The organism is Pseudomonas sp. 382 (genome assembly GCF_002759075.1).
Classification (GTDB): domain Bacteria; phylum Pseudomonadota; class Gammaproteobacteria; order Pseudomonadales; family Pseudomonadaceae; genus Aquipseudomonas; species Aquipseudomonas vlassakiae.
In genome coordinates this window covers 35968-62378 of sequence record NZ_PEMX01000033.1, presented here as the reverse complement: position 1 = coordinate 62378, position 26411 = coordinate 35968, and the positions used below count along the sequence as shown (strand labels likewise).

At 63.5% G+C, this 26411-nt stretch carries 13 protein-coding genes and 1 pseudogene; 9 read left to right on the top strand and 5 right to left on the bottom strand.

From position 1 onward, the window contains the following. Nucleotides 1-8: 8 nt before the first annotated feature. Nucleotides 9-1214 (top strand): imidazolonepropionase, encoded by a 1206-nt coding sequence (hutI, locus tag CQW31_RS25570; RefSeq protein WP_054884274.1) that lies wholly within the window; start codon nt 9-11, stop codon nt 1212-1214. 10 nt (nt 1215-1224) lie between these two features. Continuing rightward, on the top strand, nt 1225-2028 hold the full coding sequence (gene hutG, locus CQW31_RS25565) for an N-formylglutamate deformylase (protein ID WP_099815699.1): 804 nt from the start codon (nt 1225-1227) through the stop codon (nt 2026-2028). On the opposite strand, the gene CQW31_RS25560 is transcribed toward hutG, so the two are convergent. After that, nucleotides 2016-7568, bottom strand: coding sequence for an NEL-type E3 ubiquitin ligase domain-containing protein (locus CQW31_RS25560; RefSeq protein WP_099815698.1), 5553 nt, complete (start codon nt 7566-7568; stop codon nt 2016-2018). The genes hutG and CQW31_RS25560 overlap by 13 nt on opposite strands. 150 nt (nt 7569-7718) lie before the next feature. Then, nucleotides 7719-13262 carry an NEL-type E3 ubiquitin ligase domain-containing protein gene (locus tag CQW31_RS25555; protein ID WP_099815697.1) on the bottom strand — a complete coding sequence of 1848 codons (5544 nt, stop codon included), beginning with the start codon at nt 13260-13262 and terminating at the stop codon, nt 7719-7721. 173 nt (nt 13263-13435) lie between these two features. On the opposite strand from CQW31_RS25555, the gene pip reads away from it, so the two are divergent. The 7 genes from pip to CQW31_RS25520 all read left to right on the top strand — a co-directional run bounded on the left by pip (nt 13436) and on the right by CQW31_RS25520 (nt 22250). Next, complete coding sequence (pip, locus tag CQW31_RS25550; RefSeq protein WP_099815696.1) at nt 13436-14407, top strand: prolyl aminopeptidase; 972 nt, start codon at nt 13436-13438, stop codon at nt 14405-14407. Next, nucleotides 14404-14841, top strand: a complete 438-nt coding sequence (dtd, locus tag CQW31_RS25545) for a D-aminoacyl-tRNA deacylase (RefSeq protein ID WP_099815695.1) — start codon at nt 14404-14406, stop codon at nt 14839-14841. Before pip ends, dtd begins: the two co-directional genes overlap by 4 nt. 263 nt (nt 14842-15104) lie before the next feature. Then, nucleotides 15105-16841 carry a glucan biosynthesis protein G gene (locus tag CQW31_RS25540; RefSeq protein ID WP_212632771.1) on the top strand — a complete coding sequence of 579 codons (1737 nt, stop codon included), beginning with the start codon at nt 15105-15107 and terminating at the stop codon, nt 16839-16841. Beyond that, a complete protein-coding gene (gene mdoH, locus CQW31_RS25535; protein WP_054884281.1) occupies nt 16834-19407 on the top strand; it encodes a glucans biosynthesis glucosyltransferase MdoH in 2574 nt (857 codons plus the stop codon). Before CQW31_RS25540 ends, mdoH begins: the two co-directional genes overlap by 8 nt. 276 nt (nt 19408-19683) lie before the next feature. After that, nucleotides 19684-20481 (top strand): transporter substrate-binding domain-containing protein, encoded by a 798-nt coding sequence (locus tag CQW31_RS25530; RefSeq protein WP_025752328.1) that lies wholly within the window; start codon nt 19684-19686, stop codon nt 20479-20481. A gap of 79 nt (nt 20482-20560) precedes the next feature. Beyond that, nucleotides 20561-21523 carry an amino acid ABC transporter permease gene (locus CQW31_RS25525; RefSeq protein WP_054884282.1) on the top strand — a complete coding sequence of 321 codons (963 nt, stop codon included), beginning with the start codon at nt 20561-20563 and terminating at the stop codon, nt 21521-21523. Beyond that, a complete protein-coding gene (locus CQW31_RS25520) occupies nt 21516-22250 on the top strand; it encodes an amino acid ABC transporter ATP-binding protein (RefSeq protein WP_054884283.1) in 735 nt (244 codons plus the stop codon). The genes CQW31_RS25525 and CQW31_RS25520 overlap by 8 nt, the downstream gene beginning before the upstream one ends. A 99-nt stretch (nt 22251-22349) precedes the next feature. On the opposite strand, the gene CQW31_RS32240 is transcribed toward CQW31_RS25520, so the two are convergent. From CQW31_RS32240 to CQW31_RS25510, 3 genes and pseudogenes are all read right to left on the bottom strand, one after another. Continuing rightward, complete coding sequence (locus CQW31_RS32240; RefSeq protein ID WP_371858395.1) at nt 22350-23054, bottom strand: methyl-accepting chemotaxis protein; 705 nt, start codon at nt 23052-23054, stop codon at nt 22350-22352. Between the two features lie 198 nt (nt 23055-23252). Further along, nucleotides 23253-24203 (bottom strand): annotated as a pseudogene (locus tag CQW31_RS32235) (methyl-accepting chemotaxis protein); the annotation flags it as partial. Between the two features lie 220 nt (nt 24204-24423). Continuing rightward, the gene (locus tag CQW31_RS25510) at nt 24424-26340 is read right to left on the bottom strand and encodes a methyl-accepting chemotaxis protein (protein WP_099815693.1); all 1917 of its coding nucleotides are present in this window, start codon (nt 26338-26340) and stop codon (nt 24424-24426) included. Between the last annotated feature and the right edge of the window lie 71 nt (nt 26341-26411).

Below are 26411 nucleotides of genomic sequence, written 5' to 3'. Positions count from 1 at the left end.
GATCGCACATGAGAACCCTCTGGCAGCACTGCCACGCGGCAACCCTGGCCGAGGGCCGTTACTCGATCATCGAGGACGCGGCCATCGTCACCAGTGCTGGGCTCATCGAGTGGATTGGCCCTCGCGCCGAGCTGCAGCCTTTGGAGGTTGACCGAACGGTGGACCTGGGCGGCGCCTGGGTCACCCCGGGTCTGATCGATTGCCACACCCATGCGGTGTTCGGTGGCAACCGTAGCGGCGAGTTCGAGCAGCGCCTGCAGGGCGTCAGCTATGCCGAGATCGCTGCCCAGGGCGGTGGTATCGCCAGCACTGTGCGGGCCACCCGCGCGGCCAGCGAGGATGAGCTGTTCGCCAGTGCTCGCCAGCGGGTTCAGGCGTTGATGCGCGATGGCGTGACCACCCTCGAGGTCAAGTCCGGTTACGGCCTGGACCTGGCCAACGAGCGCAAGATGCTGCGCGTGGCCCGGCGCTTGGCCGACGAGCTGCCGCTGGCGGTGCGCGCCACCTGCCTGGCTGCCCACGCCTTGCCGCCGGAATATGCCGGCAGGGCAGATGATTACATCGCGCACATCTGTGACGAGATGCTGCCGGCTTTGGCCGCTGAAGGCCTGGTGGATGCGGTGGATGCCTTTTGCGAACACCTGGCGTTTTCCCCGGCGCAAGTCGAAAAGGTGTTCATCAAGGCGCATGAGCTGGGCCTGCCGGTGAAGCTGCATGCCGAGCAGCTGTCTTCGCTGCACGGCTCCAGCCTGGCGGCGCGTTATCAGGCGCTGTCGGCGGACCACCTGGAATTCATGACCGAGGAGGATGCGATCGCCATGGCCGCCGCTGGCACGGTCGCCGTGTTGCTGCCGGGGGCGTTCTACTTCCTGCGCGAAACCCAGCTGCCGCCGATGGATGCCTTGCGCCGTCACGGCGTGAAGATTGCCCTGGCCAGCGACCTCAACCCAGGCACCTCGCCGGGGTTGTCGCTGCGCCTGATGCTGAACATGGGCTGCACGCTGTTCCGCATGACGCCGGAAGAAGCCCTGGCTGGCGTCACCCTGCACGCTGCCACGGCACTGGGTTTGGGTGACAGCCACGGTTCGCTGGAGGTCGGCAAGGTCGCCGACTTCGTCGCCTGGCAGATTGCCCGTCCCGCCGACCTGGCCTACTGGCTCGGCGGCGACCTGCCCAAGCGCGTGGTGCGCAAGGGCCACGAATTACTTGACTGAGCGAGGCACGATGGACAAGGTACTGAGTTTTCACCAAGGCCGCCTGCCGCTGCTGATCAGCATGCCCCATGCCGGCCTCAAGCTGACCCCGGCCGTGGACAAGGGCCTGGTCGAGCAGGCCCGCAGCCTGCCCGACACCGACTGGCACATCCCGCGCCTGTATGACTTCGCCCGCGAATTGGGGGCGAGCGTGGTCGCAGCGGAGTATTCGCGTTTCGTCATCGATCTGAACCGTCCGGACGATGACAAGCCACTGTACGCGGGCGCTACTACCGGTTTGTACCCGTCGACCCTTTTCGACGGCGAACCACTTTTCAAGGAAGGGCTGGCGCCGACAGTCGAAGAGCGCAGCCGTTACCTGGAAGGTGTCTGGCGCCCCTATCACGACACGATCCAGAGCGAGCTGGCTCGCCTGCGTGACGTGCACGGTTACGCGCTGCTGTGGGACGCCCACTCGATTCGTTCGCTGATCCCGCACCTGTTCGACGGCAAGCTGCCAGACTTCAACCTGGGTACCTTCAATGGCGCCAGTTGCGACCCGCAACTGGCCGAGCGCCTGCAAGGTGTGTGCGCCGAGGCCCAGGGCTACAGCCATGTGTTGAACGGGCGTTTCAAGGGCGGGCACATCACCCGCCACTATGGAGACCCGGCCAGGCACATCCATGCGGTGCAGCTGGAGCTGGCACAGTCCACCTATATGGATGAAACAGCGCCGTTTGCTTATCGCCAGGACCTCGCCGCCCCGACTCAGGATGTATTGCGCGCACTGCTGGCGGCCATGCTGGCGTGGGGCCAGTCGCACTACGGACGGTAGCTCGCAGCCGGCTGGCCACCGCCAGCCGTCAAGCGCGCTGGTCTGTCGTGCCGGATGTATAGACGGGTCAGCTCCTGAAGCAGGTCGATCTCCTGTTGCTGTTTGTCATCGTGCAGCCCCTGTTGCAGGGCCAGTTCCTCGTGCAGGGGAAGGTCCAGGGCGCTCAGTTCCTGAACACGTTCACCGAAACGTTCAGTAATCGCGTCGAAACGGCTTGCGTATTCGGCACGCAGGCGGTCCGTCCAATAGTCGTTCGCCAACAGGTAAGTAACGAACGCATCGCTGCCTTCTCGCTCCCGGACCTGCTCCAGGACGCTGGCCAGTTCGCCGGGGGCCAGCATGGCAGCCCCGCGGAAACGCATGCCATCGGCAATCGGCAGGTCCAGTTCGGCGGCGAGTTCGCGGCGGTAGGCCAGGCGTACCGAGACATGATCGCCTTGGGCAGTACGCTGATTGGCCAGCAGCTCCAGTTGCCCCATGCGGTACAGCTGGCGCAGGCGTCGATACATGTCCTCCAGCGAGTCGCCGGCATCGGTCAAAACCCGGCTGCTCATCATCAGAAGCTCGATGTTGTTGAATGTCTGGAGCGCACCATCGTGGCAGGTCTGCGCGCCGGTCAGCGGGTCAGGCAGCGCCTCCGCTGCAATGGCGCTCATGGTTGGGCGCAGCTCGTCATGGGTGGCTGCGGTAACCAGCATCAGGCGTACCCGTTCGCCAAAGGCGGCTTGTGAGGTTGGGTCGACATAGGGCGCGGCGTTGCGCAAGCGGCCGGCCAGCCGCAACAGATTGTCGCCGTCCGTCTGCTGCTGCAGGGTTTGCCAGGAATCGAGCAGGGCTTCGTTCTGGGCTTCATTGCCCAAGCTCCACAATTCGACCCGTGGGGTATCGTCACTGGCGAGCGGGAAGTGGGGGTGGTCCAGCAACGAGTCGTCATCTGAGGTATCGGTCAGTAGCAGGCTGTTGGTGTCCAGAGCGAAGGTGAAGCTGTGCTGGCTTTCCGAATACACCCGAAGACGCACGATGGTGTCCAATGCCAGAGGGTTGTCGAACAGGGCGATCGATGAAATCGGCATTTGGTTTTCCATGTTCTGCAGAATGTAGTCAGGCAATTGAGCGATGTTGTTCGTGCTCAAGTCCAGCAGCTCCAGTGGCAGCAACCCTTCGCACCAGGCGGGCCAGGCTTGCAGCCCCATATTGCTGAGGCTCAGCGACGTCAGGCTCGAGGCCAGCCCCGCTGGTGCCTGGGTAATGGCCCCAACCCGGTTGCCAGACAAATCCAGCGAGGTGAGGCGAGGCAGGTCGCCGAAGGTGTCGAGCATGACTTGGTCGATCTCCAGGCCCATGTTGCGAAATTCCAGATGAGCCAGCTGCGGCAGGCGTCGCAGGGCAGATGCCAGCGACGGCGTGGCATCCATGTGCGCGTCAATGGTCAGGCGGGTGATGTTGGGGAAGCGCTCAAGCAGTTGGCCGAGCTGTGCGGTGGAGCCGCTGACGCCGCTCAGCGTCAACGCATTCACGCGTTCGAGGAAGAACGCCGGTAATCGGCTGGGGAAGTGCTGCAGCGCTATATCCTCCAGTTGCAGCCGCAGGTAAGGCAGGCCGCGTTCCTGGTTCTCCCAGAACCGGTTGAGCGCCGCCTCGATGCGTTCACGATCCTCCAGCATGCCCTGCGTCAATGGCGTGGTGGACGTCGAAGCCTGCGCCCAACCTTCGATGGCCTCGCGCAGTTGTTGCCGCTCACGACGGATACGCGCCAGCCGTTCGGAAACCGCCGGCGAATGATCCACAGTCACGTGCGACGCCAACCGGGTTTCGTTGAGCAACAGACGTTGCAGGTGGTCTTGGTTGATGTCGTTGCCCTCCAGCGAGAGCAGGCTGTGGCGCAGTGCACTGTCCGGGTCGTTGATCAGGAAGGTGGGCAGTGACCGGAGGTTGTTGTTGCGCATCGATACATGCGCAATGCGGCCTAGCGCATCGGCGCCGAGCCCGATGGGCCATTGGCTCAGTTGCATGTTGTCCAGGCCCAGGTACTCCAGTGAGAGTTCGTGGAGGCTCGGGGTATTGTGCTGGGCAAATCGGTTGCCGCGCAGCTCCAGGCGCCTGAGCTGGGGCATCCCGGCCAGGAGGTCGAGGTCGGTCGCGGTGAGTGCGATGTTCTGGTTGGTCAAGGCCAGCGCGCGCAGGCCAGGCAGGTGCTGGCTGATGGTGGCGATGCTGAACAGCAACGGCGAAGGCGTGGCCCGAGGGTTGTACGGGCGGCTGATCTCCAGCTCCTCAAGGTGAGGCAATTGTCGCAGCAGGCGCTGCAGCATACGGTCATGCTGCGACCAACCGGCCAGGTTGCCCGATGCCGGGTCGAGCAGGTGCAGCCGGCGAACCTGGGCGGTGAAGTGCTGTGGCAGGTTCATCGGCACATCCACCCAGGGCACTCGTTGCAGGGTCAGTTGCGCCGTATGCTCGCCGTTTTCGTCTAGTGCGGTCTCGTACCAGTGCTGCATGATGGCATTGCGCAGGTTCTCATGGTCGGCTGTGGACTGTTCGGAGTTTGGAGCGATGCCTTCGCGCCACTCGTCCAGCCGGCTTTGCAGTTCGTTGCGCTGCTCCAGTAGCTGTTGCAGGCGCTCGAATACTTGCAACCGGGTACGGCCGGGGCTGGTGAGGGTCAGCAGAATCTGCTCCGCCGACCTGCGGGTGTGCTCGGGCAATCCGGTCGCGGCCACTGCGTCGAGCAAGGTCTGACGGCTGATGTCGGCGGTGGACGGCAGGCCGCCGCTCAACGGGTAGCCTACGCGCCCATCGGCAAGCCGCATGGGGGAGCGATAACCTGGGCGCACGGGGCGCATGCCCAGCACCGCACGCAACGCCGCTCGGGGTAGTAGCGGGCTGCGTTGCAGCAGGTGCTGCAAGTCGGTCGACCCGGAGACGCCCAGTTGCGTCATGGCTTCAGGCAATGCCGTGAAGAGCGCGGCCGGCAGGTTTGGGTAAAGGGGCGCGGGCGTGTCCGTCGGGCCATCGACATGGACGATGTAACCCGCTTCGGCGCTGCTGATGGTTTTCTGCAGGCGCGCATCGAGGGGGCCAATGCTGGCACTTTGGCTGGGCCAGAAGCGTCGTTGGCGCAGTTCCAGGCGCGTATCTGCCGGCCAGTGGGGCAAGCGCTGCAGGGTGTGGAGGATCAGGCAGTCGCTGTCCCAATTGCGCACGCTCGCCAGGAACAAACCCTCGTAGGCGCGGGCCAGGCGGGTCTGCTGTAGGTAGATGCGGGCTTCCTCGGCCAGGCGCAGGGGCATTTTTCTGCTGCCCAGTTCCTGCTGTTCACGGGCATCGGCACTGCGTGCCAGCTCGTCGATGACCGGGCCCGGTAGGCCGGGATAGACACGCCGGATGAGTTCACCGTTAGGTGCCTGGACAATGGGTAGGCTTTCATAGGCCCGTGCGAATGCGGCAGGCCAGGCTCTGCTATCTGGTATCTGGCGGATGCGTTGGTCGAGCTTGAAGCGCTGCAAGGCATCTTCCAGCAAGGCAGGCAGTCGCCCGTTTTCTGCCAGGGTTCGGCGGATTACGTCTTCGTGGGTAGCACTGATGTCGAGAATCCGCTGCAGCGTCGTTTCGTCGAAGTGTGCGCTCAAGTGACCGAGCCGGCGCAGTAACGCCGTGCCTGCCCATTGCTGCGGCTGCTCCCCGGGCAGCAGCCAGGCACCGGCGCCATTGTGCCTGAGGAGGGGCTGGTAGCGATGCGGGGTAGAGGGATGCCGCAGGCGGTATTCGCCCGTCGCCGGCGTTTGCTCGACCTGGTATTGCTGGCCTTCGACGACCAGCCATTGCTTGCCTTGGTGCTGGCGCAGGCCACGTTCATCCGGTTCGAGGCCATTGGGTAGCGCTTGGTTGCTTCGGTAGGGCGTCAGGTCGGGTTTCCACAAGCGGGTCTGGCCGTCGGGCATCTCGACTTCTTCCAGTTCTTCGATGAAGGAAGGTGTCTCCACCGGAATGCGCTCTACCTCGAGCTCTTCTGCCGGGCCGCTGGTTTCGCCCTTGATGCCTTTCAATGCCTGATGCGCAGCGGTGAGGGCAGCCATGATCGCAACGTTCTCGATCACGTCGACCAGGTAATTGAGCGCAGTGTCGCGCTCGTCGTTGTGCCAGGCTTCGATGCCGTCATAAACCTCGAAGGCCAGTTGGGTCACGCACACTGCAAGCATGAGCTGGCCTAGGCCAGGCACGAAGAAACCAGCGATGTTCAAGCCGGTCAACACACGGCCAAAGATCAGTTCGCGGTGGGCCTGGGCGGTACGGCGGTCAACGATTTCGGTAGGGACCGCATGGTACAGCGCATCCTTCTCATGGCGTTCGGCCTTCTTGAACGCCATCATGCCCTGGAACGCATGGCTGAACGGTCGGCTGACCGGGTACAGGCTGGTGTGTGGGTCAGGCACGCGCTCGTGCAGGCCGCGGGTGCTCCATTGGATGGGTGTCAGGCGGTCCGCTAGGCGGTATTGCACCGAGGCTTTGTCGCGGTCGGCAATGTGCGGGTCCAGGTAGTCGATATTCGCTCGTAGCCGGTCGCTCAGCTCTTTTTCCAGCATGTCGATGGAGCTGAAGGTCTTGATCGGTGTCTCGTCGTCCTGCGCATTGTAGAGGGCTTGGGTCTTTTGCCCATTTGCTTCCCGCGTGACGAGGACGATGCCGCTCAACTCGGCTTCCCAGAGGCTGAGTGTGCTGAAGGTGATGGTGGTATTCGCCGTCGGTGCCTTGTCCAAGGGCACGGCAAGGGCCGCTTCATAGAAGTCCTTGTCGATATCGCCCTTCAGCCGAGCGAAGTGCAAGGACTGCCTGAATGCCGAAACTTCGGCCCTGCCCAACGTCAGGTAAACATCCAGTGCCGCGTCGTCGGCGCTGCGCCCGGCCGTCGCGGCTGGGTAGTAGATGGCATGCACGAGGTCATGGTATCTGGCGCCAATATCCAGGTTGCGGCACAGGTCGGCGAAGGCCTCGGCGGTGATGTCGACCCCGTTGATGATCGGTACGGTGCCCATGAATCGCCGGTAATCGACGATGACTGACTTTTTCAGCAGCGTTTCGGGCGCGTCCATGCCATGTTCGGCCGCCGCGTCGGCATCGAAGTTGTGCAAGGCACAGTGCAGCAGCGAGCGCGTCGCCCGGTCCACGGCCTGGCGGCTGTGGATGGCATTGGTGATGTCAATCAGGCGAGCATCGATGAGGTAGGTATTGTCCACATCGATGGGGGACTCAGGCTTGAACCGTTCATTGATGGCGTCGGTCAGTGCTTTTCTGGCGTAGGTCTCAAGGTCGGGCAAATGGGCGAACAGCTTCTGCACGTCTGCCTGATGCTCACGATGCCGAGCATGTTCTTCGCTCCAGGCCCGAGCGACGTCTGGCTGTCGCTCGATGGCTGCTGCCAGCCAGGCCGGGGCCTGTTGCCAATTGCGTAGTTCGCGATGCAGGGACTCGGAGCTTCGTTTGAGCCAGGCAGGGATGTTCTTTTCGATGGTGGCGTAGTGCACATTGGGCGGGATGGGCATGGCCGGCTCCTTTGCTTGATGAGAGCAGCGGAATTTGCCTGTTCTGCCTGCCGTGCAAGTGGTAGATATCTGCACTTCAGAGACGGCCCTGCACCGGGAGCGGGTCGTCTCTGCCAAGCGTGTGCTGTTACCGCATGTTGGTTGCTTGCATCATGTCGGCGACTCCTGGCTCTGGCTCGCGAGGTGCGTCAGTTCGCGAATCAGCCCTTGCTCACGGTTGTTCTTTTCAGCTTCCAGGGTCGCGAACATGGGGCCCAACTGCTCGAGGGTCTGGTCGGGGAAGCGATCGGTCAGGCCGTTGACCTGCTGTTGGTATTCGCTTTCGATTTGTTCGAATCGCACGGCGTAGGCGCGGCGCAGGTGGTTCACCCAAGCCTCGTTATTGGCGGCATAGGTGAGAAATGCAGTGCCATGTTCGCCTTGTTGCACTTCGGACAGGACTTGGCTCAGCTCGAGCGCACTGACCGCGGCCGTGGCTTCGTACAGCATTCCGCCGGGCGGAACCGGCAGGTCCAGCTCCGCCGCCAAGCGCATGCGGTAGGCCAGGCGTACCTCCGCCTCGTCGCGCCCATTGCGCCGGGCAAGGGCGATGTCGTCCAAGGCCTGCATCCGGTACAGCCGGCGCGTGAGCCGATACAGCGCCGGCCCTTGATCTGCTTGTGGGATATCACGTAGCGCTTGCTGGTTGAACAGGCGCAGTTCGATCTGGTTGAACACCAGGTGGGCGCCGTCGTGACAGGTCTGGCTGCCGTCATCTTGCAGCAGAGCCTCTTCGGCGATCGCGCTGTAAAGCGCGCGTTCGTCGGCGTCGCTGGCGGCGTTTTGCAGCACGGCCCAGACCCGCCTGGCGAACGCCGGGCGCAGGCGGCTGTCGCGAAACGGTGCGCTCTGGCGCAGGCGTTCGACCAGTCGCAGCAGCCTGTCGCCCTGTTCGTCTTGTTCCAACGCTTGCCACGCCTGTTCGTGAAGCTGATTTTCCTCGGGCGTGTCGAGCAACCAGGGGTGCATCCCCAACACCTCGTCTTCCCCTTCCTCTTCGCCACTGGAGCCATGACTGGAACTTGGCGAATGCTCGCTCAGGGTGTCGGATGCGTCATCCTGCAGATGCGCCTGCAGGTCGTCTGGCAAGTCCATGACAAAGGCGTAGCGGCGGCCGTTGCCCTCGCTATGATAGGCCTGCCGCAGGCTGGCGTCGGTCAGTGGGTTGTCGCGTAGCGACACTTCCAGCAGCGGACGGGCGCTGACTGGGTTTTCGAGCACATGCTGGGGCAGCTCGCTGATCAGGTTGTGGTCCAGCCCCAGCAAGCGCAGTTCGCTGAACGCCTCCACCCAGGCTGGCCATTGCTGCAGGTTGCTGTTGCCCAGGTACAGTCGCTCGATCCGCGATGCCAGCGGGGCGGGCACCTGTGCAATGACGTCGAAGCGGTTGCCGGACAGGTCGAGCATGCGCAGGCTTTCTATCCGCGCCAGCAGATCCAGGCTCTGTTGCCCCACCAGCAGGCCTTGATCATGCAGGGTAAGGCCCTGCAGGTAGGTCAGCCCGGTGAGCGCCTCAGGGAGCATGGTCAAAGGCTGGACATGGCCCTCCAGATGCAACTGGGTAAGGTGGGTGAAGCGCTGAAGCAAAGCGTCCAGCTCCGCCAGTGTCATGCTCACCCGGGTCAGGGTGAGGCTGCGGACCTCGGCGGTAAAAGAGGCTGGAAGCTGCGGCGGGAAATGCGCCAGGGCGACGTCCGTGAGTGCCAGGGGCTCGCGCGCTGCTCCAGCGGGCAGGCGGTCCCAATATTCGACCAACATTCGGTTGATGGCTAACCGGCCAGCAAGGTTCGTATCGAATGGCGACGCCGTATCACTGGCAGTGTCCACCCAATGGGACAGTACCTCACGAAGTTCATCGCGCCCACGGAGGTGTTGCTCAAGCACGCCAAACGAGCCCCGCTGCACGCCCAGATTGAAGGTGAATCGATGGTTCGGGCCGTCAGGGTTGAGCTGGATCTGTTGGCCCACCGAGGCAAGCAGCGAGTTGCCACCCAGTGCAACGCGCGTTTGATGCGCTGCAGGCTCGGCATTGTCCAACAAGAAGCGCGGCAGCTCGATCAGCGAATTGTTGCGCAAAGACACCTCGGCGATGGTGTCTAACGCGTTGGCGTCCAGCCAGCTCGGCCAGCTGTAGAAACCCATGCGGTCGAGCCCCAGATAGTCGAGCGTCATGCCCGGCCCCGGCGCGCCGGCAGTCCACGCCAGGGCATTGCCGCTCAGGTCGAGATGGCGCAGTTGGCCCAGGGTGCCGAGGCGGTTCAGGTCGGCTGTGAGTATCATGGCGCCTTGGTTGACGAAGCTCAGGCGGGTGAGGGCCGGGAATTGGGTCGGAATCTGAATCAGCGCCATGGCGAAGATGGAGTATCTGTGGATCATGAACGCTGGGCGGCTGATTTCCAGGTCGACGACGTTCGCAAAGCGAGCCAGCAATGCCTGGGCCTGGGCCCAGTCGCTAGCCAGAGATGGTGAGGGGGCCAGGTTCATGTCAATGAGCTGCAGGCTGCGCGTTCGTTGGTAGATGAACTCGGGCAACGTGGCCGGGAAATCGTCGATGAATGCTTGCTCCAGACGCAGGGGCAGCCGCATCCAGGTGATTTCCGGCAAGCAGTTGGAGTACCAGTGCTGCCAGATGGCTCTGCCAATGTGGCTGCGGCTGGATGCCCTGGCCTCAGGGTCGGCCAGGGTTGCCGAAATTGCGTTCCATTGGCTCATGGCAAGGTCCAGACGCTGGCGTTCGTCCACCAGTTGCTGAAAGCGGGCGTTGATCTGGTGACGGGTCATGCCGGTTTCTTCCAGTGCCTGCAGAATGCGCTCGACCGAGACCGGCACATGGTCCTGAAAGCCAAGCATCCGCAGGCTGTCGAGCAACGTCTCCCTGAGGATGTAACCGCTCATGGCGCCCCTGCCGCTCAGCAGGTAGCCCAGGCGACCGCCAGCCAGGCGCATTGGCGGTACGTAGCCGGGCGTAACCGCTGGCAGGCCGAGCGCCTCGCGTATGTCTTGGCGAGGCGGTAGCGGAGCCTGCCGGACAAGGTCTCGCAGGCGCTCGCCGTCCCAGGCGCCAGGTACCCCCAAGGCATTGCGTTGGGCATCGGGAAGGGCATGGGCAAGCGCCGCGAAGAGGTTGTCCACCCCGTGCAACTCGCGACCGTCGGCTTCAAGGGCGCTGTAGCCGTCCGCATGACGTGCCAGGATACGAATGATCTGCGCGTCTTGCGGGCCGATACTGTCGATCAAGCTGCCCCGGCTGCCGTTAGCCCTGACTTCGATGCGCACCTGCGCCGACCAGCCCGGCAGGCGCGTCATGATGCGCAGGACCAATCGGTCCGTATCGGCGTTGCTGGCCGCAGGTATCAACAAGCCTTCGCCGGCTCGGCTGAGCCGCAGTTGCAGCAGGTAGGCGCGGATCTCCTCGGCCAGGCGCGCGGGCACCTTGCCTTGTGCCAGCTGCGCCCGTTCGCCAGGCGTGGCACCGTGCAGCACTTCGTCGCGCAAGGTGAACGGCAGGTCGGGGTAGACCCGCCGCAACAGGGCGGCATCGCTGTCATCGGTCGCCTGCAACGCCTCAAAGGCGCGCTCGAACCTGAGCCTGCGCTCGGCGGGGCTGAGCTCAGCAGGGATGGCGGCGTCCAGCTTGAGTCGCCAGAGCGTGTCCTGCAATTGTGCAGGCGGGCGCAACTGGTCGGCAAGCGTGCGCCGAAGCACGGCCTCGCTGGTGTCGGTGATCTCCAGGACGCGTGCCGCGGTGGCCTCGTCGAGTGTCGCGCCCAGCGGCCCCAAACGGCGGAACAGCGTGATGCCAGACCATTCCCGAGGCTTGTCCAGTCCATGCAGCCAGGCGCCCGCGCCATTGTGCCGGATCAGCGGCTTGTAACTTTCGGCCCTGGTCGGGTGCGCGAGTGTGAACTGGTCCGCCGCCTGGGTGGCGTCGAGTAGGTACCACCGATCCTCCAGGGCGAGCCAGGTCTTGCCCTGATAGGTGTACAAACCTGAGGCGTCTGGCTGCAGGCCTGCTGGCAGGACGATATCGTGGGCAAAGGGTGCCAGGTCGGGTTTCCACAAGCGGATGCTGGCGTCCGGCATTTCAACCGGGCCTAGGTCCTCGATGAATGAAGGTGCCTCCACCGGGATTCGCTCCACCGCTGGAATGGCGCCGCCACCGCCGGCTGCGGCGAGACCTGCCATCAGTGCGACGTTTTCCACCACATCCATCAGGTAGGTCAGCGCTTGATCGCGCTCGTCGCGTGTCCAGCTCTCGATCCCTTCGTAAACCTCGTAGCCCAGCTGCACCGCGGCCACCCCCAACATCGCGGCGCCCAGCGCAGGCACGAAGAACGCAGCGATGTTAAGTGCCTGCAGCGCGCCCTGGCCGAAGAACGCCAGCAGATGCTCAAACGATTGTTCGTCTCGCACCGCAGTGGGGACGGCATGGAACAGGGCATCGTCCTGCAGGCGCCGGGCTTTCTGGTTGGCCAACTGGGTGAGCATGGGCTGCAGCAGCGGCGACTCGCGCAGGTGCAGTTGCGCCGCAGGGTTGGGTTGGCGCTCCTGCCAGGCTTGACCAGGGGGCTGGGTCCATGGCCGCAGGCGGTTCTCGAGGTGGGTGTTGAGCGCCTGACTTGAGCGGGCGGGGATGAAACGTTGGAAGAACGCCAGGTAATCGCGGTCGAGCAGGCGATCACGCAGTGCATCGGCGAAGGCTTTGCTAGAGGCATAGACCTTCAGTGGCGAGACTGGGTCGTCAGGGATGTACGCAACTATGGGCACGCTCTGGCTGGCACCCTGGCGCGACGGCCCGATGATCAGGATGCTGGTCAGCTCCACGTCCCACAGCTTGAGGAACGAGCAGGTCAGCGTATCGTCAGTCGAGCCTGGCAAGGCGTTGAGAGCGCGGTGCCAAGTGGCATCAATGTCGCCCTTGAGCAATGCCAGATGCGTTTGCAACACAAATGCATGGTGCTCGGCTCCTTTCGCGGCAGCCATCACCGACGCTGCCGTCTCGCCGCCGAGCGGCCGCGCCGGCGGGTTGAAGAGGTTGCGGATACATTGCTGGTATTGGCCGCCCAGGTCCAGTTCACGAACCAGAGCGGCAAACGCGCTTGGCTCGATAGCGACGGGCTTTCCCTGTGGCATGAAGGCCAGGTAGCGGTCACTGTCGAGTATCTGGGCTTTCAGGTCGCCTTCGTCCAGGCCGCCCTCCCGTGCCTGCGCCGCCTCGAAATTTTGCAGGGCGCATTTCAACAATGGCTGCGTGGCCATTTTCAGCGCCGCTTGCGCCGTGGCCATTGAATCCCGTGCATCGTTGCTGCGCAGTCGGTAAGCGGCGGCCAACCTGGCGTTGAACAAGTAGGTGTGATCGACGTCGATGGTCAGGCCGAAACGCGTCTTGAGGGCGTCGACCAGGCGTGGCCGGGCGAAGTCCTCCAGGCCAGGTAATGGGGCCAGCAGCGTACGCCAGCGCGACTCGGCTTCGCGGTGGCGGGCATAGGCAGGCTGCAGTTCGCGACAGATGGCTGGGTTGGTCAGGCAGGCGTTTTCGAACCACGGCAGCGGCGTACGCAGCGAGTGTCGAAGCGTTTGGTGTGTGTCCGGTGCCGCCTTCATCCAAGCGGGAATTTTTTCGGCTATCAGGGCGTAGTGCGGGGGCAAGGTCATGATCGGGCTCGTGGTGGCGGGGCCTCGATCTTCGATGTGTGCCGGGTGCGGCAGGCGCTAGATATGTCTAGCCTCACGCGCTCGGAGGCTTTGCTGCTGCGCGGGCATGCTCAAACGGCCAATTCAGGTTTATGATGGCCCACGGCCAAATCCCCCTTCACACGGAGTGCGCAATGCAGACCCTCTACCCGCAGATCAAACCCTACGCCCGGCACGATCTGGCCGTGGAAGCGCCGCATGTGCTGTATGTCGATGAAAGCGGCTCGCCGGAAGGTCTGCCTGTGGTATTCATCCACGGTGGCCCGGGTGCGGGCTGTGATGCCCAGAGCCGTTGCTACTTCGACCCCAACCTGTACCGCATCATCACCTTCGACCAGCGCGGCTGTGGCCGCTCCACGCCGCACGCGAGCCTGGAGAACAACACCACCTGGCACCTGGTCGAGGACCTTGAGCGCATCCGCAAGCACCTGGGCATCGAAAAATGGGTACTGTTCGGCGGCTCGTGGGGCTCGACCCTGGCGCTGGCCTACGCCCAGACCCACCCCGAACGTGTTCACGGTCTGATCCTGCGCGGCATCTTTCTGTGCCGTCCGCAGGAAATCGAGTGGTTCTACCAGGAAGGCGCCAGCCGCATGTTCCCGGACTATTGGCAGGACTACATCGCACCGATCCCGGCGGAGGAGCGGGGTGACCTGGTCAAGGCCTTCCACAAGCGCCTGACCGGCAACGACCAGATCGCCCAGATGCACGCGGCCAAGGCCTGGTCCACCTGGGAAGGCCGTACCGCCACGCTGCGCCCGAACCCGCTGGTGGTCGACCGCTTCTCCGAGCCACAGCGCGCGCTGTCGATTGCCCGCATCGAATGCCATTACTTCATGAACAACGCGTTCCTGAAGCCCGACCAGCTGATTCGCGACATGCCGAAGATTGCCCATCTGCCAGCAGTGATCGTGCATGGCCGCTACGACGTGATCTGCCCGCTGGACAACGCCTGGGCGCTGCACCAGGCCTGGCCGAACAGCGAGTTGAAGGTCATCCGCGACGCCGGGCATGCTGCCTCCGAGCCAGGTATCACCGATGCCCTGGTGCGTGCGGCAGACCAGATGGCGCGCCGTCTGCTCGACCTGCCGCTGGAAGAAGCATGAAGGGCTTGCTGCAACGGGTGCGTGGCGCACGCGTGGAAGTGGGCGGGGAGATTGTCGGTGCCATTGACCAGGGCTTGCTGGTATTGGTGGCGGTGGAGCCTGAAGATACCCGTGAACACGCCGACAAACTGTTGCACAAGCTGCTGAACTATCGCGTGTTCAGTGACGAGCAGGGCAAGATGAACCTGTCGCTCAAGGATGTCGGTGGCGGCCTGCTGCTGGTGTCCCAGTTCACCCTGGCGGCTGATACCCGCAGCGGCATGCGGCCGAGCTTCTCGACCGCCGCACCACCGGCGCTCGGTGCGCAATTGTTCGACTATCTTTTGAGCAAGGCACGCGGCCAGCATGCCGATGTGGCAAGCGGGCGCTTCGGTGCAGACATGCAGGTGCATCTGGTCAATGATGGCCCTGTGACATTCTTGTTACAAATATGAGGTCGAAAAACCCTTTGTTAATAGGAAAACAAGGGGTTTTGTACGATAAATAGTTAGTCCACACTGATGCGTTGTAACGCATCCTGCTGGATAATCGCGCGCTGCGTGAGCCTGCGTTCGCAGGTTCGTTTCACTCTGACTCGAGCATTGTCTGGACCCGTTTGGGGAATCATTACGCCCTCATGGGGTCCGAACAGTGCTCGCCAACCCGGCATTTGTCGCTGGCCGTTGGTTTCATGATCTGTTTTCGGCGAGGGTTGCTCGTGATTGTTAGTCCCCAAAAAGCATCAAGAATCCCCGGCACCGGGCTGCGCAAGGCCCTGATGGCCAGTGTGGCACTGGTCGGCCTGATGAGCGCGGGCCAGCTGTGGGCATTCAATCTTGACGATGTTGCAGCCAAGGCAAAGGATCTGGCCGGCCAGAAATACGAAGCACCGAAGAGCAATCTGCCTGCGGTGTTCCGCGACATGAAGTTCGCGGACTACCAGAAGATTCACTTCCTGCAGGAAAAGGCCGAGTGGGCCAAGGACAAGACCCCGTTCAAGCTGTCCTTCTACCATCAGGGCATGCACTTCGACACACCGGTGAAGATCAACGAGATCACTGCCTCCCGTGTCGAGGAAATCAAGTACGACTCGAGCCGCTTCGAGTTCGGTGACGTGCCGCACGACCCGGAAACCGTCAAGAACCTCGGTTACGCCGGTTTCCGGGTGCTTTACCCGATCAACAAGGCCGACAAGCAGGACGAGATCATGACCCTGCTGGGAGCCAGCTATTTCCGCGTGGTCGGCAAGGGCCATGTGTACGGCCTGTCGGCCCGTGGCCTGGCCATCGACACCGCGCTGCCGTCGGGCGAGGAGTTCCCGCGCTTCACCGAGTTCTGGGTCGAGAAGCCCAAGCCGGCCGACAAGCATCTGGTGATCTACGCCCTGCTTGATTCGCCACGCTCCACCGGCGCCTACAAACTGATCCTGCGCCCGGGTACCGATACCGTGGTCGACGTACAGTCGCGCGTGTTCCTGCGTGACCAGGTCAGCCGCCTGGGTATCGCCCCGCTGACCAGCATGTTCCTGTTCGGCCCCAACCAGCCCTCCAAAGTGCTGAACTATCGCCCGGCCCTGCATGACTCCGAAGGCCTGTCGATCCACGCCGGCAACGGCGAATGGCTGTGGCGTCCGCTGAACAACCCGAAACACCTGGCCGTGAGCAACTTCAGCGTCGAAAACCCGCGTGGTTTCGGCCTGATGCAGCGCCAGCGCGCCTTCAGCGACTTCGAAGACCTCGACGACAACTACCAGAAGCGTCCAAGCGCCTGGATCGAGCCGAAAGGTGACTGGGGCAAGGGCACCGTCGACCTGGTCGAGATCCCGACCGCCGACGAAACCAACGACAACATCGTTGCCTTCTGGAGCCCGGAGAAGCTGCCTGAACCAGGCAAGCCGTTCGAATACGCCTACCGCCTGCACTGGACCATCGACGAGCAGCAGTTCCAGGCCCCTGACCTGGGCTGGGTCAAGCAGACCCTGCGCTCCACCGGTGACGTCAAGCAGTCCAACCTGATCCGCCAGCCAGACGGCAGCGTCGCCTTCCTGGTCGACTTCGCCGGTCCAGCCCTTGCCGCCCTGCCGGAAGACACCCCGGTGCGCAGCCAGATCAGCGTTGGCGACAATGCCGAGGTGGTCGAGAACAATCTGCGCTATAACCCGGAGACCAAGGGCTGGCGCCTGACCCTGCGGCTGAAGGTCAAGGAAGCCAACAAGTCCACCGAAATGCGCGCTGCGCTGGTGCGTGACGTGCCGGTCGAGCCGGCCAAGCCTGCTGCTGAAACCAAGCAGGAAAAGGCAGCAACCAAGCACGCCAAGCATGAGAAAACCGCCAAGGCGGAACCAGCCAAGGCCGAACAACCCGCCGCCGATGCGGCACCCACCAACGGGACCCCGGCCACCACTGAAAAAGTGCTGACCGAGACCTGGAGCTATCAGTTGCCTGCCGATGAGTAACTCAAGCGCAAGGCCAGAATCGCTTGGCGAATACCTGGCCCACCTCCCACTGAGCGATGAGCAGCGCGCGGAACTCGCCAGCTGCACTTCGTTCAGTGAGCTGCACCAACGCCTGGCGGCCAACCCGGTCGCCAACGCCACCGAGGCCGTGCAGGCCTCGGTCGGCCCGCGCCTGACCGTGGGCAGCGCCGCCGAGCTGGAAGATGCCGAGATGCTCGGTGTCGACGGCAGCGGCCGCCTGTGCCTGAAGATCGCGCCGCCGATCAAGCGCACCAAGGTCGTGCCCGAGCCATGGCGCACCAATGTGCTGATCCGCATGTGGCGGCGCATGACTGGCCGTGCCAACGCGCCGCAGCCGCCCAAGCGCGAGCTGCCAGCTGCGCGCTGGCGCACGGTCGGCTCGATCCGTCGTTACATCCTGCTTGCCCTCATGATTGGCCAGACCATCGTCGCTGGCTGGTACATGAAGGGCATCCTGCCATACCAGGGCTGGTCGTTCGTCGACCTGAACGAAGTCGTCAGCCAGCCGCTGTGGGACACCGTGGTGCAGGTTTGGCCGTATGCCTTGCAGACGTCCATCCTGGTGCTGTTCGGCATTCTCTTCTGCTGGGTGTCGGCAGGCTTCTGGACCGCGCTGATGGGCTTCCTCGAGCTGCTCACAGGGCGCGACAAATACAAGATTTCCGGCAGCAGTGCCGGCAACGAGCCGATTGCCCCCGAGGCGCGTACCGCCCTGGTGATGCCGATCTGCAACGAAGACGTGCCGCGTGTGTTCGCGGGCCTGCGGGCGACCTTCGAGTCGGTGGCGGCCAGCGGCAACCTCGACCGTTTCGACTTCTTCGTGCTCAGCGACACCAACGACACCGACATCGCCGTGGCCGAGCAACAGGCCTGGCTGGACGTGTGCCGCGAAACCAAGGGCTTTGGCCGTATCTTCTACCGCCGCCGCCGTCGCCGTGTGAAGCGCAAGAGCGGCAACCTCGACGACTTCTGCCGTCGCTGGGGTGGTGAGTACAAGTACATGGTCGTGCTCGACGCCGACAGCGTTATGAGTGGCGAGTGCCTGAGCAGCCTGGTGCGCCTGATGGAGGCCAACCCGGACGCCGGCATCATCCAGACCGGGCCGAAAGCCTCGGGCATGGATACCCTGTATGCGCGCATGCAGCAGTTCGCCACTCGCGTGTACGGCCCGCTGTTCACCGCCGGCCTGCACTTCTGGCAGCTGGGCGAATCGCACTACTGGGGCCATAACGCGATCATCCGTATGAAGCCGTTCATCGAACACTGTGCCCTGGCCCCGTTGCCGGGCAAAGGTGCGTTCGCCGGCGCCATCCTTTCCCACGACTTCGTCGAAGCTGCGCTGATGCGCCGTGCCGGCTGGGGCGTGTGGATTGCCTATGACCTGCCGGGCAGTTACGAAGAACTGCCGCCTAACCTGCTCGACGAGCTCAAGCGCGACCGCCGCTGGTGCCACGGTAACCTGATGAACTTCCGCCTGTTCCTGGTCAAGGGCATGCACCCGGTGCACCGTGCGGTGTTCCTCACCGGGGTGATGTCTTACCTGTCGGCGCCGCTGTGGTTCCTGTTCCTGGTGTTGTCGACGGCATTGCTGGCGACCAACACCCTGATGGAGCCGCAGTACTTCATCGAACCGTACCAGCTCTACCCGCTGTGGCCGCAGTGGCACCCGGAGAAGGCGGTGGCGCTGTTCTCCACCACTATCGTGCTGCTGTTCCTGCCCAAGCTGCTCAGCGTCATCCTGATCTGGGCCAAGGGTGCCGTCGAGTACGGTGGGCGCATCAAGGTCACCCTGTCGATGCTGATGGAGATGCTGTTCTCCATGCTGCTGGCGCCGGTACGCATGATCTTCCATACCCGCTTCGTGCTGGCGGCGTTCCTCGGCTGGGCGGCAACCTGGAACTCGCCGCAGCGTGACGACGACTCCACCCCCTGGAGCGAAGCGCTGCGCCGCCATGGTCCGCAGACCCTGCTGGGCTTCGCCTGGGCCGGGCTGGTGGCCTGGCTGAACCCGAGCTTCCTGTGGTGGCTGGCGCCAATCGTTGGCTCGCTGGTGCTGTCGATCCCGGTATCGGTCATCTCCAGCCGCACGCGCCTGGGCCTGGCGGCCAAGGACGAGAAGCTGTTCCTGATTCCCGAGGAATATGCGACGCCGCAAGAACTGCTGGCCACCGACCAGTACACCCACGAGAACCGCTGGCATGCCCTGCATGACGGCTTCGTGCGTGCGGTGGTCGACCCTCGGCAGAACGCGCTGGCCTGCGCCATGGCCACCGCCCGCCACGGCCAGGCCGCGCCGATCGAGGCGCTGCGTGCCGAGCGCGTGGCCAAGGCGATCGAGGTCGGGCCGAAAGGGCTGGACCTCAACACCCGCCTGGCCTTGCTCAGTGACCCAGTGGCCTTGAGCCGCCTGCACGAGCGGGTCTGGGCCGAGCACAATGCGGCGTGGATCGATGTCTGGCGTGCCTCGATCAAGAACGACCCGCATTCGCCGCTGCTGCCACTGCATCCGGAGAATGAAGGCCAACCGGCACTCGTCGGCGCCTGATGACCTTGGGGCCGCTTTGCGGCCCTATCGCGACACAAGGCCGCTCCTACAGGGATATGCATTCTCTTGTAGGAGCGGCCTTGTGTCGCGAAACGAGGGCAGAGCCCTCGCCTGCGATAGTCCTGCATAACGGATTTTGGCCAACAAAGTCTCCCCCGGCTCTAGGTCCGAGAGCCGCCATGCGTTAGCATCCCTCTCCGATAATCCGCATTGGCCGGTACGGCCGTGCCACGACAATAAGATTCGCTTCTTTTCTTGCTAGGGGACTTGGTGATGATCAAGAAATATCTTTCGCGACTGCTGGTCGGTGTCACCGCCCTGGTCGCCGTGACTGCGGCCCAGGCCGGCGCCATTGACGACGCAGTCAAGCGCGGCACCCTGCGGGTGGGCATGGACCCAACCTACATGCCGTTCCAGATGACCAACAAGCGCGGCGAGATCATCGGCTTCGAAGTCGATATCCTCAAAGCGATGGCCAAATCCATGGGTGTGAAATTCGAGGCTGTTTCCACCGCTTATGACGGCATCATCCCGGCCCTGCTGACAGACAAGTTCGACATGATCGGCAGCGGCATGACTCTGACCCAGGAACGCAACCTGCGCCTGAACTTCAGCGAACCTTTCATCGTGGTTGGCCAGACCCTGCTGATCCGCAAGGAGCTGGCGGGCGAGATCAAGTCGTACAAGGACCTGAACAACGAGAAGTACCGCCTGACCTCCAAGCTCGGCACCACCGGCGAGATGGTGTCCAAGAAGCTGATCGGCAAAGCCAAGTACCACGGCTACGACAACGAGCAGGAAGCGGTGATGGACGTGGTCAACGGCAAGGCTGACGCCTTCGTCTACGACGCGCCGTACAACGTGGTGGCGGTCGAGAAGGCCGGTGCTGGCAAGCTGCTGTTCCTCGAAGAACCCTTCACCTACGAGCCGCTGGCCTTTGGTCTGAAGAAAGGCGACTACGACAGCATCAACTTCATCAACAACTTCCTGCACCAGATCAAGCATGACGGGACCTACGATCGTATTCACGACAAGTGGTTCAAGAACAAGGATTGGCTGAAGGAAATGGAATAAGGCCCAGGCCACAAGCCCGGCTTTATGACCCCGACGCGCAGGCAAACCCTGCGCGTTCGCATTTACGGAAGTACCCCACGTGATCAAACACAAGAAAGCCCAGTGGCCCTGGCATGGCTTGACCGCCCTGGTCCTGGTGGGCCTGGCGTTCAGCCTGTACATGGCCACTTCGATGATTTCCTACGAGTGGCGCTGGAACCGCGTACCGCAATATTTCGCCTACAAGGCTGAAGAAACGCAACGCGCAGCCGGTTACGGCACCGTGCAGGAAATCGTCATCTCCGGCGACAATGCCCGCGTCACGCTGAAGGATGAAAGCGGCGCCGAGCAAGTGCTCGAGGTGGCCAAGGACAGCCTGCAACTGAGCCGCGGCGACGACGTCGCCGAAGGCGACCAGATCGGCGTGACCCGTCACTGGGCCGCTGGCCCGCTGGCCTGGGGCTTGTGGACCACCTTGTGGATCTCGGTGGTGTCCGGTGCGCTGGGCCTGGTGATCGGCCTGTTCGCCGGCCTGTGCCGGTTGTCGAACAACCCGACCCTGCGCGACCTGTCGACGGTGTACGTCGAACTGGTGCGCGGCACGCCATTGCTGGTGCAGATCTTCATCTTCTACTTCTTCATCGGCACCGTGCTCAACCTGTCCCGGGAGTTTGCCGGGGTGGCCGCGCTGGCGCTGTTCACCGGCGCCTATGTGGCGGAAATCGTCCGCGCCGGCGTGCAGTCCATTGCCAAGGGCCAGAACGAGGCTGCTCGCTCGCTGGGCCTGAACGCGGGCCAGTCGATGCGCCACGTGATCCTGCCGCAGGCGTTCAAGCGTGTGCTGCCACCGCTGGCCGGGCAGTTCATCAGCCTGGTCAAGGACACCTCGCTGGTGTCGGTGATCGCCATCACCGAGCTGACCAAGAGCGGCCGCGAGGCCATTACCACGTCGTTCTCGACCTTCGAGATCTGGTTCTGCGTGGCAGGCCTGTACCTGCTGATCAACCTGCCGCTGTCGCACATCGCCAGCCGGCTCGAGCGGAGGCTTGCGCAAAGTGATTGAAGTCCGTGACCTGCTGAAAGTCTTCGACACCCGTGGCCATGTGGTGCGGGCTGTGGATAACGTCACCACCCAGGTTGCCAAGGGCGAAGTGGTGGTGGTGCTCGGCCCGTCGGGTTCGGGCAAGTCGACCTTCCTGCGCTGCCTCAATGGCCTGGAGCATTTCGACGAAGGCCGCGTGGCCATCGACGGCCTGCAACTGGCCGACCCGAAGACCGACATCAACGCCTACCGCCGCGAAGTCGGCATGGTGTTCCAGCACTTCAACCTGTTCCCGCACATGACCGTGCTGGAAAACCTGTGCCTGGCGCAGAAGGTGGTGCGCAAGCGCAACAAGGCCGAGCGTGAAGCCAAGGCCCGGGCGTTGCTGGAGAAAGTCGGGATTGCGCAGAAGGCCAACGAGTATCCGTCGCGCCTTTCCGGCGGCCAGCAGCAGCGGGTGGCGATCGCCCGTGCCCTGGCGATGGACCCGAAGGTGATGCTGTTCGACGAACCGACCTCGGCGCTCGACCCGGAAATGGTCGGCGAGGTGCTGGACGTGATGAAGACCTTGGCCCAGGAAGGCATGACCATGGTCTGCGTCACCCACGAAATGGGCTTTGCCCGTGAAGTGGCGGACCGCGTGCTGTTCTTCGATCACGGCAAGCTGCTGGAAGACTCGGCACCGGCCGCCTTCTTTGCTGCGCCGAAAGACCCGCGTGCGCAGGCGTTCCTGCGCCAGGTGCTGTAACCGCACCGGCCCCTTCGCGGGCTTGCCCACAGGTACTGCAACGTCATCGGGGCAATGCAGAATCCTGTGGGGCAAGCCCGCGAAGCAGGCGATTCGGTCTCAAAGGCTGAACCGTCCCACCATCCCCCGCAACTGCCGCCCCAGCTGCTCCAGCTCCCCGCTCGAAGCCGCGGTCTGTTCACTGGCCGTACTGGTCTGGTCCGACACATCCCTGACGCTGATCACGCTGCGGTTGATCTGCTCGGCCACCACGCTCTGTTCCTCGCTGGCCGTGGCGATCTGCTGGTTCATCCCCTGAATGCTCGATACCGTGTCGGTGATCTGCCCCAAGGCTTGCCCGGCTCTGCGGCTCAGCTCGACGCTTTGCTCGGTAAGACTCTTGCTGCTGTCCAGTAGCCGGTTCACTTCGTCGGTGCCGTTGTGCAGGCTGTCGATCAGCTGGCCAATCTCTTCGGTCGCGGTAGAGGTTCGCTGGGCCAGGCCGCGCACTTCATCGGCCACCACGGCAAAGCCGCGTCCCGCTTCACCGGCCCGTGCCGCTTCGATGGCTGCATTCAAAGCCAGCAGGTTGGTCTGTTCGGACACCGACTTGATCACATCGAGGATGCTGCCGATGCGCTGGCTCTCGCCGGCCAGGTGCTGCATGGCGGCCAGGCAATGGTCCATCTGCCCCGCCAGTTGTTCGATACGGCCAATGGCGTCGCTAACCACCTGGTCACCCAGTTGCGCTTGCTGGTCGGCATTGGTGGCCGCCAGGGAAGCCTGTTCGGCGTTCTGCGCCACCTCCTGCACCGTGGCGCTCATCTGGTTCATGGCGGTGGCGACCTGGTCGGTTTCCTCGCGCTGCTGGTTGATGCGCAGCTTGGTGTCCTCACTGCTCGTTGCCAGCTGTGATGCCGCCTGGGAGAGCTGTCCGATACCCTGGTCGATGCCACCGATGAGTTCGCGCAGGCTGGCGATCATTTCGCTCATGCGGGTCTGTAGTTGTCCCATTTCGTCACGGCGCTGCACCGGTTCGAGCTGGCTCAGGTCGCCCTTGGCGATGCGCGCGGCCAGCGCCAGCGTCTGGCGCAGCGGTTGGGTGATCTGCTGGGTAATCAACCACCCGGCGATGACGCCAACGATCAGAGCCAGCAGCGCCACACTGGTGAGCAAGGCGCGGGCAGCCACGGCCTCGCTGTCGCGTTGCTCCACCTTCCTGTCGCTCAGCTCCAGGCTGACGGCCCTGAGCTCGGTGCCCATCTGTTCCATTTCGTTCTGCAACTGCTCGACCTGCAACGCCGTTTGGCGGTACTGCTCGAGGCTGCTGCGGTACTTGCCCAGTTCGATCCCGGGCTGTTGCGTCAGCGTGCGTGGCAGCCCCAGTGGTGCAAGGCCTTTGAGCAGTTGGCCGAGGCTGGTATCGGCGGCGCTCAGTGCGACATCGCCAACCTTGGCGAAGTCCTCAAGGGGCGAGAAGGTGTAGGCCGGCACCAGGCTTTGTTGATTGGCAGTGTCGACCTGACGGCTCAGGTTATCCATCAGCCCCAGCACGCCGCCCTGACTATCAGCAGGCATCTTCAGCAGAGCCTGGGTCTGCAGCTCGTCGATGACGTCATTGAGCTTCTGCTCTTGGGCCTGCATCGCTGCGCGGACGGAACGGCGCTCGTCGACACTGCGTTGCAGTGTGGAGAAGATATCGCGCAGGCGCTGCAGCAGCTGCAGCTTCTGGGTCAGCATCTGGCGTGATTCATCGACGCTGCTGCGCTGCTGCAGGGTGGTCAGCATGGCGTCGAGCTGCTGCAGAATGCTGGCGATCTGCGCCTTGCTGGCGTCATCCGCCAGTACCCGGTAGGTGATGCGCTCGGCGCGCAGGTCCTTGACCAGATCATTGATCTTGCCGATTTCGCTGAGCTGTTCCGAGCGGGTGATGGCGCCGTCCAGAGCGCGCCAGCCGCTGACCGTGGTGACCATGGTCAGCGCGAGGACCACGGCGAAGCCCAGGGCGAGCTTGGCGCCGACACTGATGTTGCCGAGCCTGTGATTGAGGTAGCCGAACATGGCAAGTCTCCGTCCAGTTGGTGGGGATGAGATGCTGGCGTAGTGCTGGCGTCTCATCCCTGCCAATCGGCGGAGGGCTTGTAGGACTTGACCTGAAAGTTCTGTAGGAAAATTCAGCGCAAGTGTAGAGGCGTCAGAGCCTGAATCGCCCGACCAACCCTTGCAGATGGGTGCCCAGGCGCGCCAGTTCGACGCTTGAACTGGCGGTCTCCTCACTCGCTGCGGAAGTCTGGTCAGAGATATCGCGAACATTCATTACGCTGCGGTTGATCTCCTCGGCGGTGGCGCTCTGCTGCTCGGCGGCGGTGGCGATCTGCTGGTTCATGGCCTGGATCGACGACACCGTGTGGGTGATGGTTTCCAGCGAGCTGCCGGCGCGGCGGGTCAGTTCGACGCTGCTGTCGGTCAATTGACGGCTGGCGTCCATCACACTGGCCACGCGCTGCGTGCCGTTTTGCAAGCCGGCGATCAGCTCTTCGATTTCCTCGGTGGATTGCTGGGTACGTTGGGCAAGGCTGCGCACCTCGTCGGCGACCACTGCAAAGCCGCGCCCGGCTTCACCCGCACGCGCCGCTTCGATGGCGGCATTGAGCGCCAGCAGGTTGGTCTGTTGCGCCACCGACTTGATCACATCAAGCACGCTGCCGATCTTGTCGCTTTCGGCCTTGAGCTGGTTCATCGCTTCGCTGGAGTTGACCACTTCGCTGGCCAGGCGCTCGATCTGCGCGACCGCTTCGCTGACGACACGATCGCCTTCGCGTGCCTGCTGGTCGGCCATGGCTGCCGCTTCCGAAGCTTGCTCGGCGTTGCGCGCCACTTCGTGGACGGTGGCAGCCATCTCGTTCATCGCAGTTGCTACCTGGTCGGTCTCGACCTTTTGATTGTTGACCCCGGCGCTGGTCTGCTCGGTGACCGCCGACAGCTCTTCGGCGGCGCTGGCGATCTGCGTCACGCCATCACCGATGCCGCCGATCAGCTCGCGCAGGCCCTGGGTCATGCGCTGCATGCTGGCTTGCAACTGACCGAGTTCGTCGCGGCGAGTCGAAAGCAGGTCCTGGCGCAAGTCGCCGTTGGCCACGCGCTCTGCGGCAGCCAGGGTCTGACGCAAGGGGACGATGATCTGCCGGGTAATGGCCCATGCCGCGAGCAGGCCCAGTACCAGGGCCAAGGCCGTGGCACCGCCGAGCATGACTTTGGCCTGGGCGGTGCCGGCATCGCGCACTTCGGTTTGCGAAACGGTCATTGCCTCACTGGTCTGCAGCAGCAGCGAGCCCTGTTCAGCCATGCGCTGCAGGGCCTGCTCGCTGGCGCTTTGGGCAGTGCCGAACTGAGTTACCGCATCGCGGTAAGCGGCCAGAGCGGTGGCCGAGTCGTCGAGGCTGGCGGCATATTCGGCCGGCAGCCTGGCGGGAAGTGCCTTGAGCTCGGCCAGTGCCTGGTCGATGGCCTGCAGCGCGGTTTGCTGGTAGTCAGCGTTGCCGCTGTAGGTGTAGCCGCGTACCTGGAAGCGCGCCTGTTGCACCAGTGTGCTGACGTCCACGGCATGCTGGTACTGGCTGATGTCGCCACCCTGCAGCAGGCGTTGCTGCACACGGCTGATCAGCTCGGCGGCCTTGTCGGCGCTGTCACCCAGCACACCACGAGCGGCATCGCGGCGTTGACCGGCTTGCTTGAGCTCGTTGAAGGCCTGCTGGTACTGGCTGACTGCGGCCTGCTGCTGTTGCAGGCGCTGACGGTCGGTGGGTTGCTCGATCTGCCCGAGCATGAAGGTGATCTGGCGCTCCAGATTGCCCAGGGCCTTTTCCAGCTCTCCGATGGCCGCGTCGTTGCGGTCGCGCTGGTAGTGCTGGCGGGCGATGCGCAGCTCCTGGGTGTACTGGTGGATCACCGAGATGTTGCCCAGTTTGTCACCACGCTCGGTGACATTGTTCAAACCCTGCCAACCGGTAAAGGTGATGGCCAGGGTCAACACCAGCACCAGGCCAAAGCCCAGCCCCAACTTGCGATTGACGCTTACATTCCCGAGCGATTGGGAAAACCATTGGTACATGTTCGACTCCCCGGCAACGTGGCAGCACAGATTATTGTAGTGTTGCCAACGCCATCGGCTTGCGCCGGGGA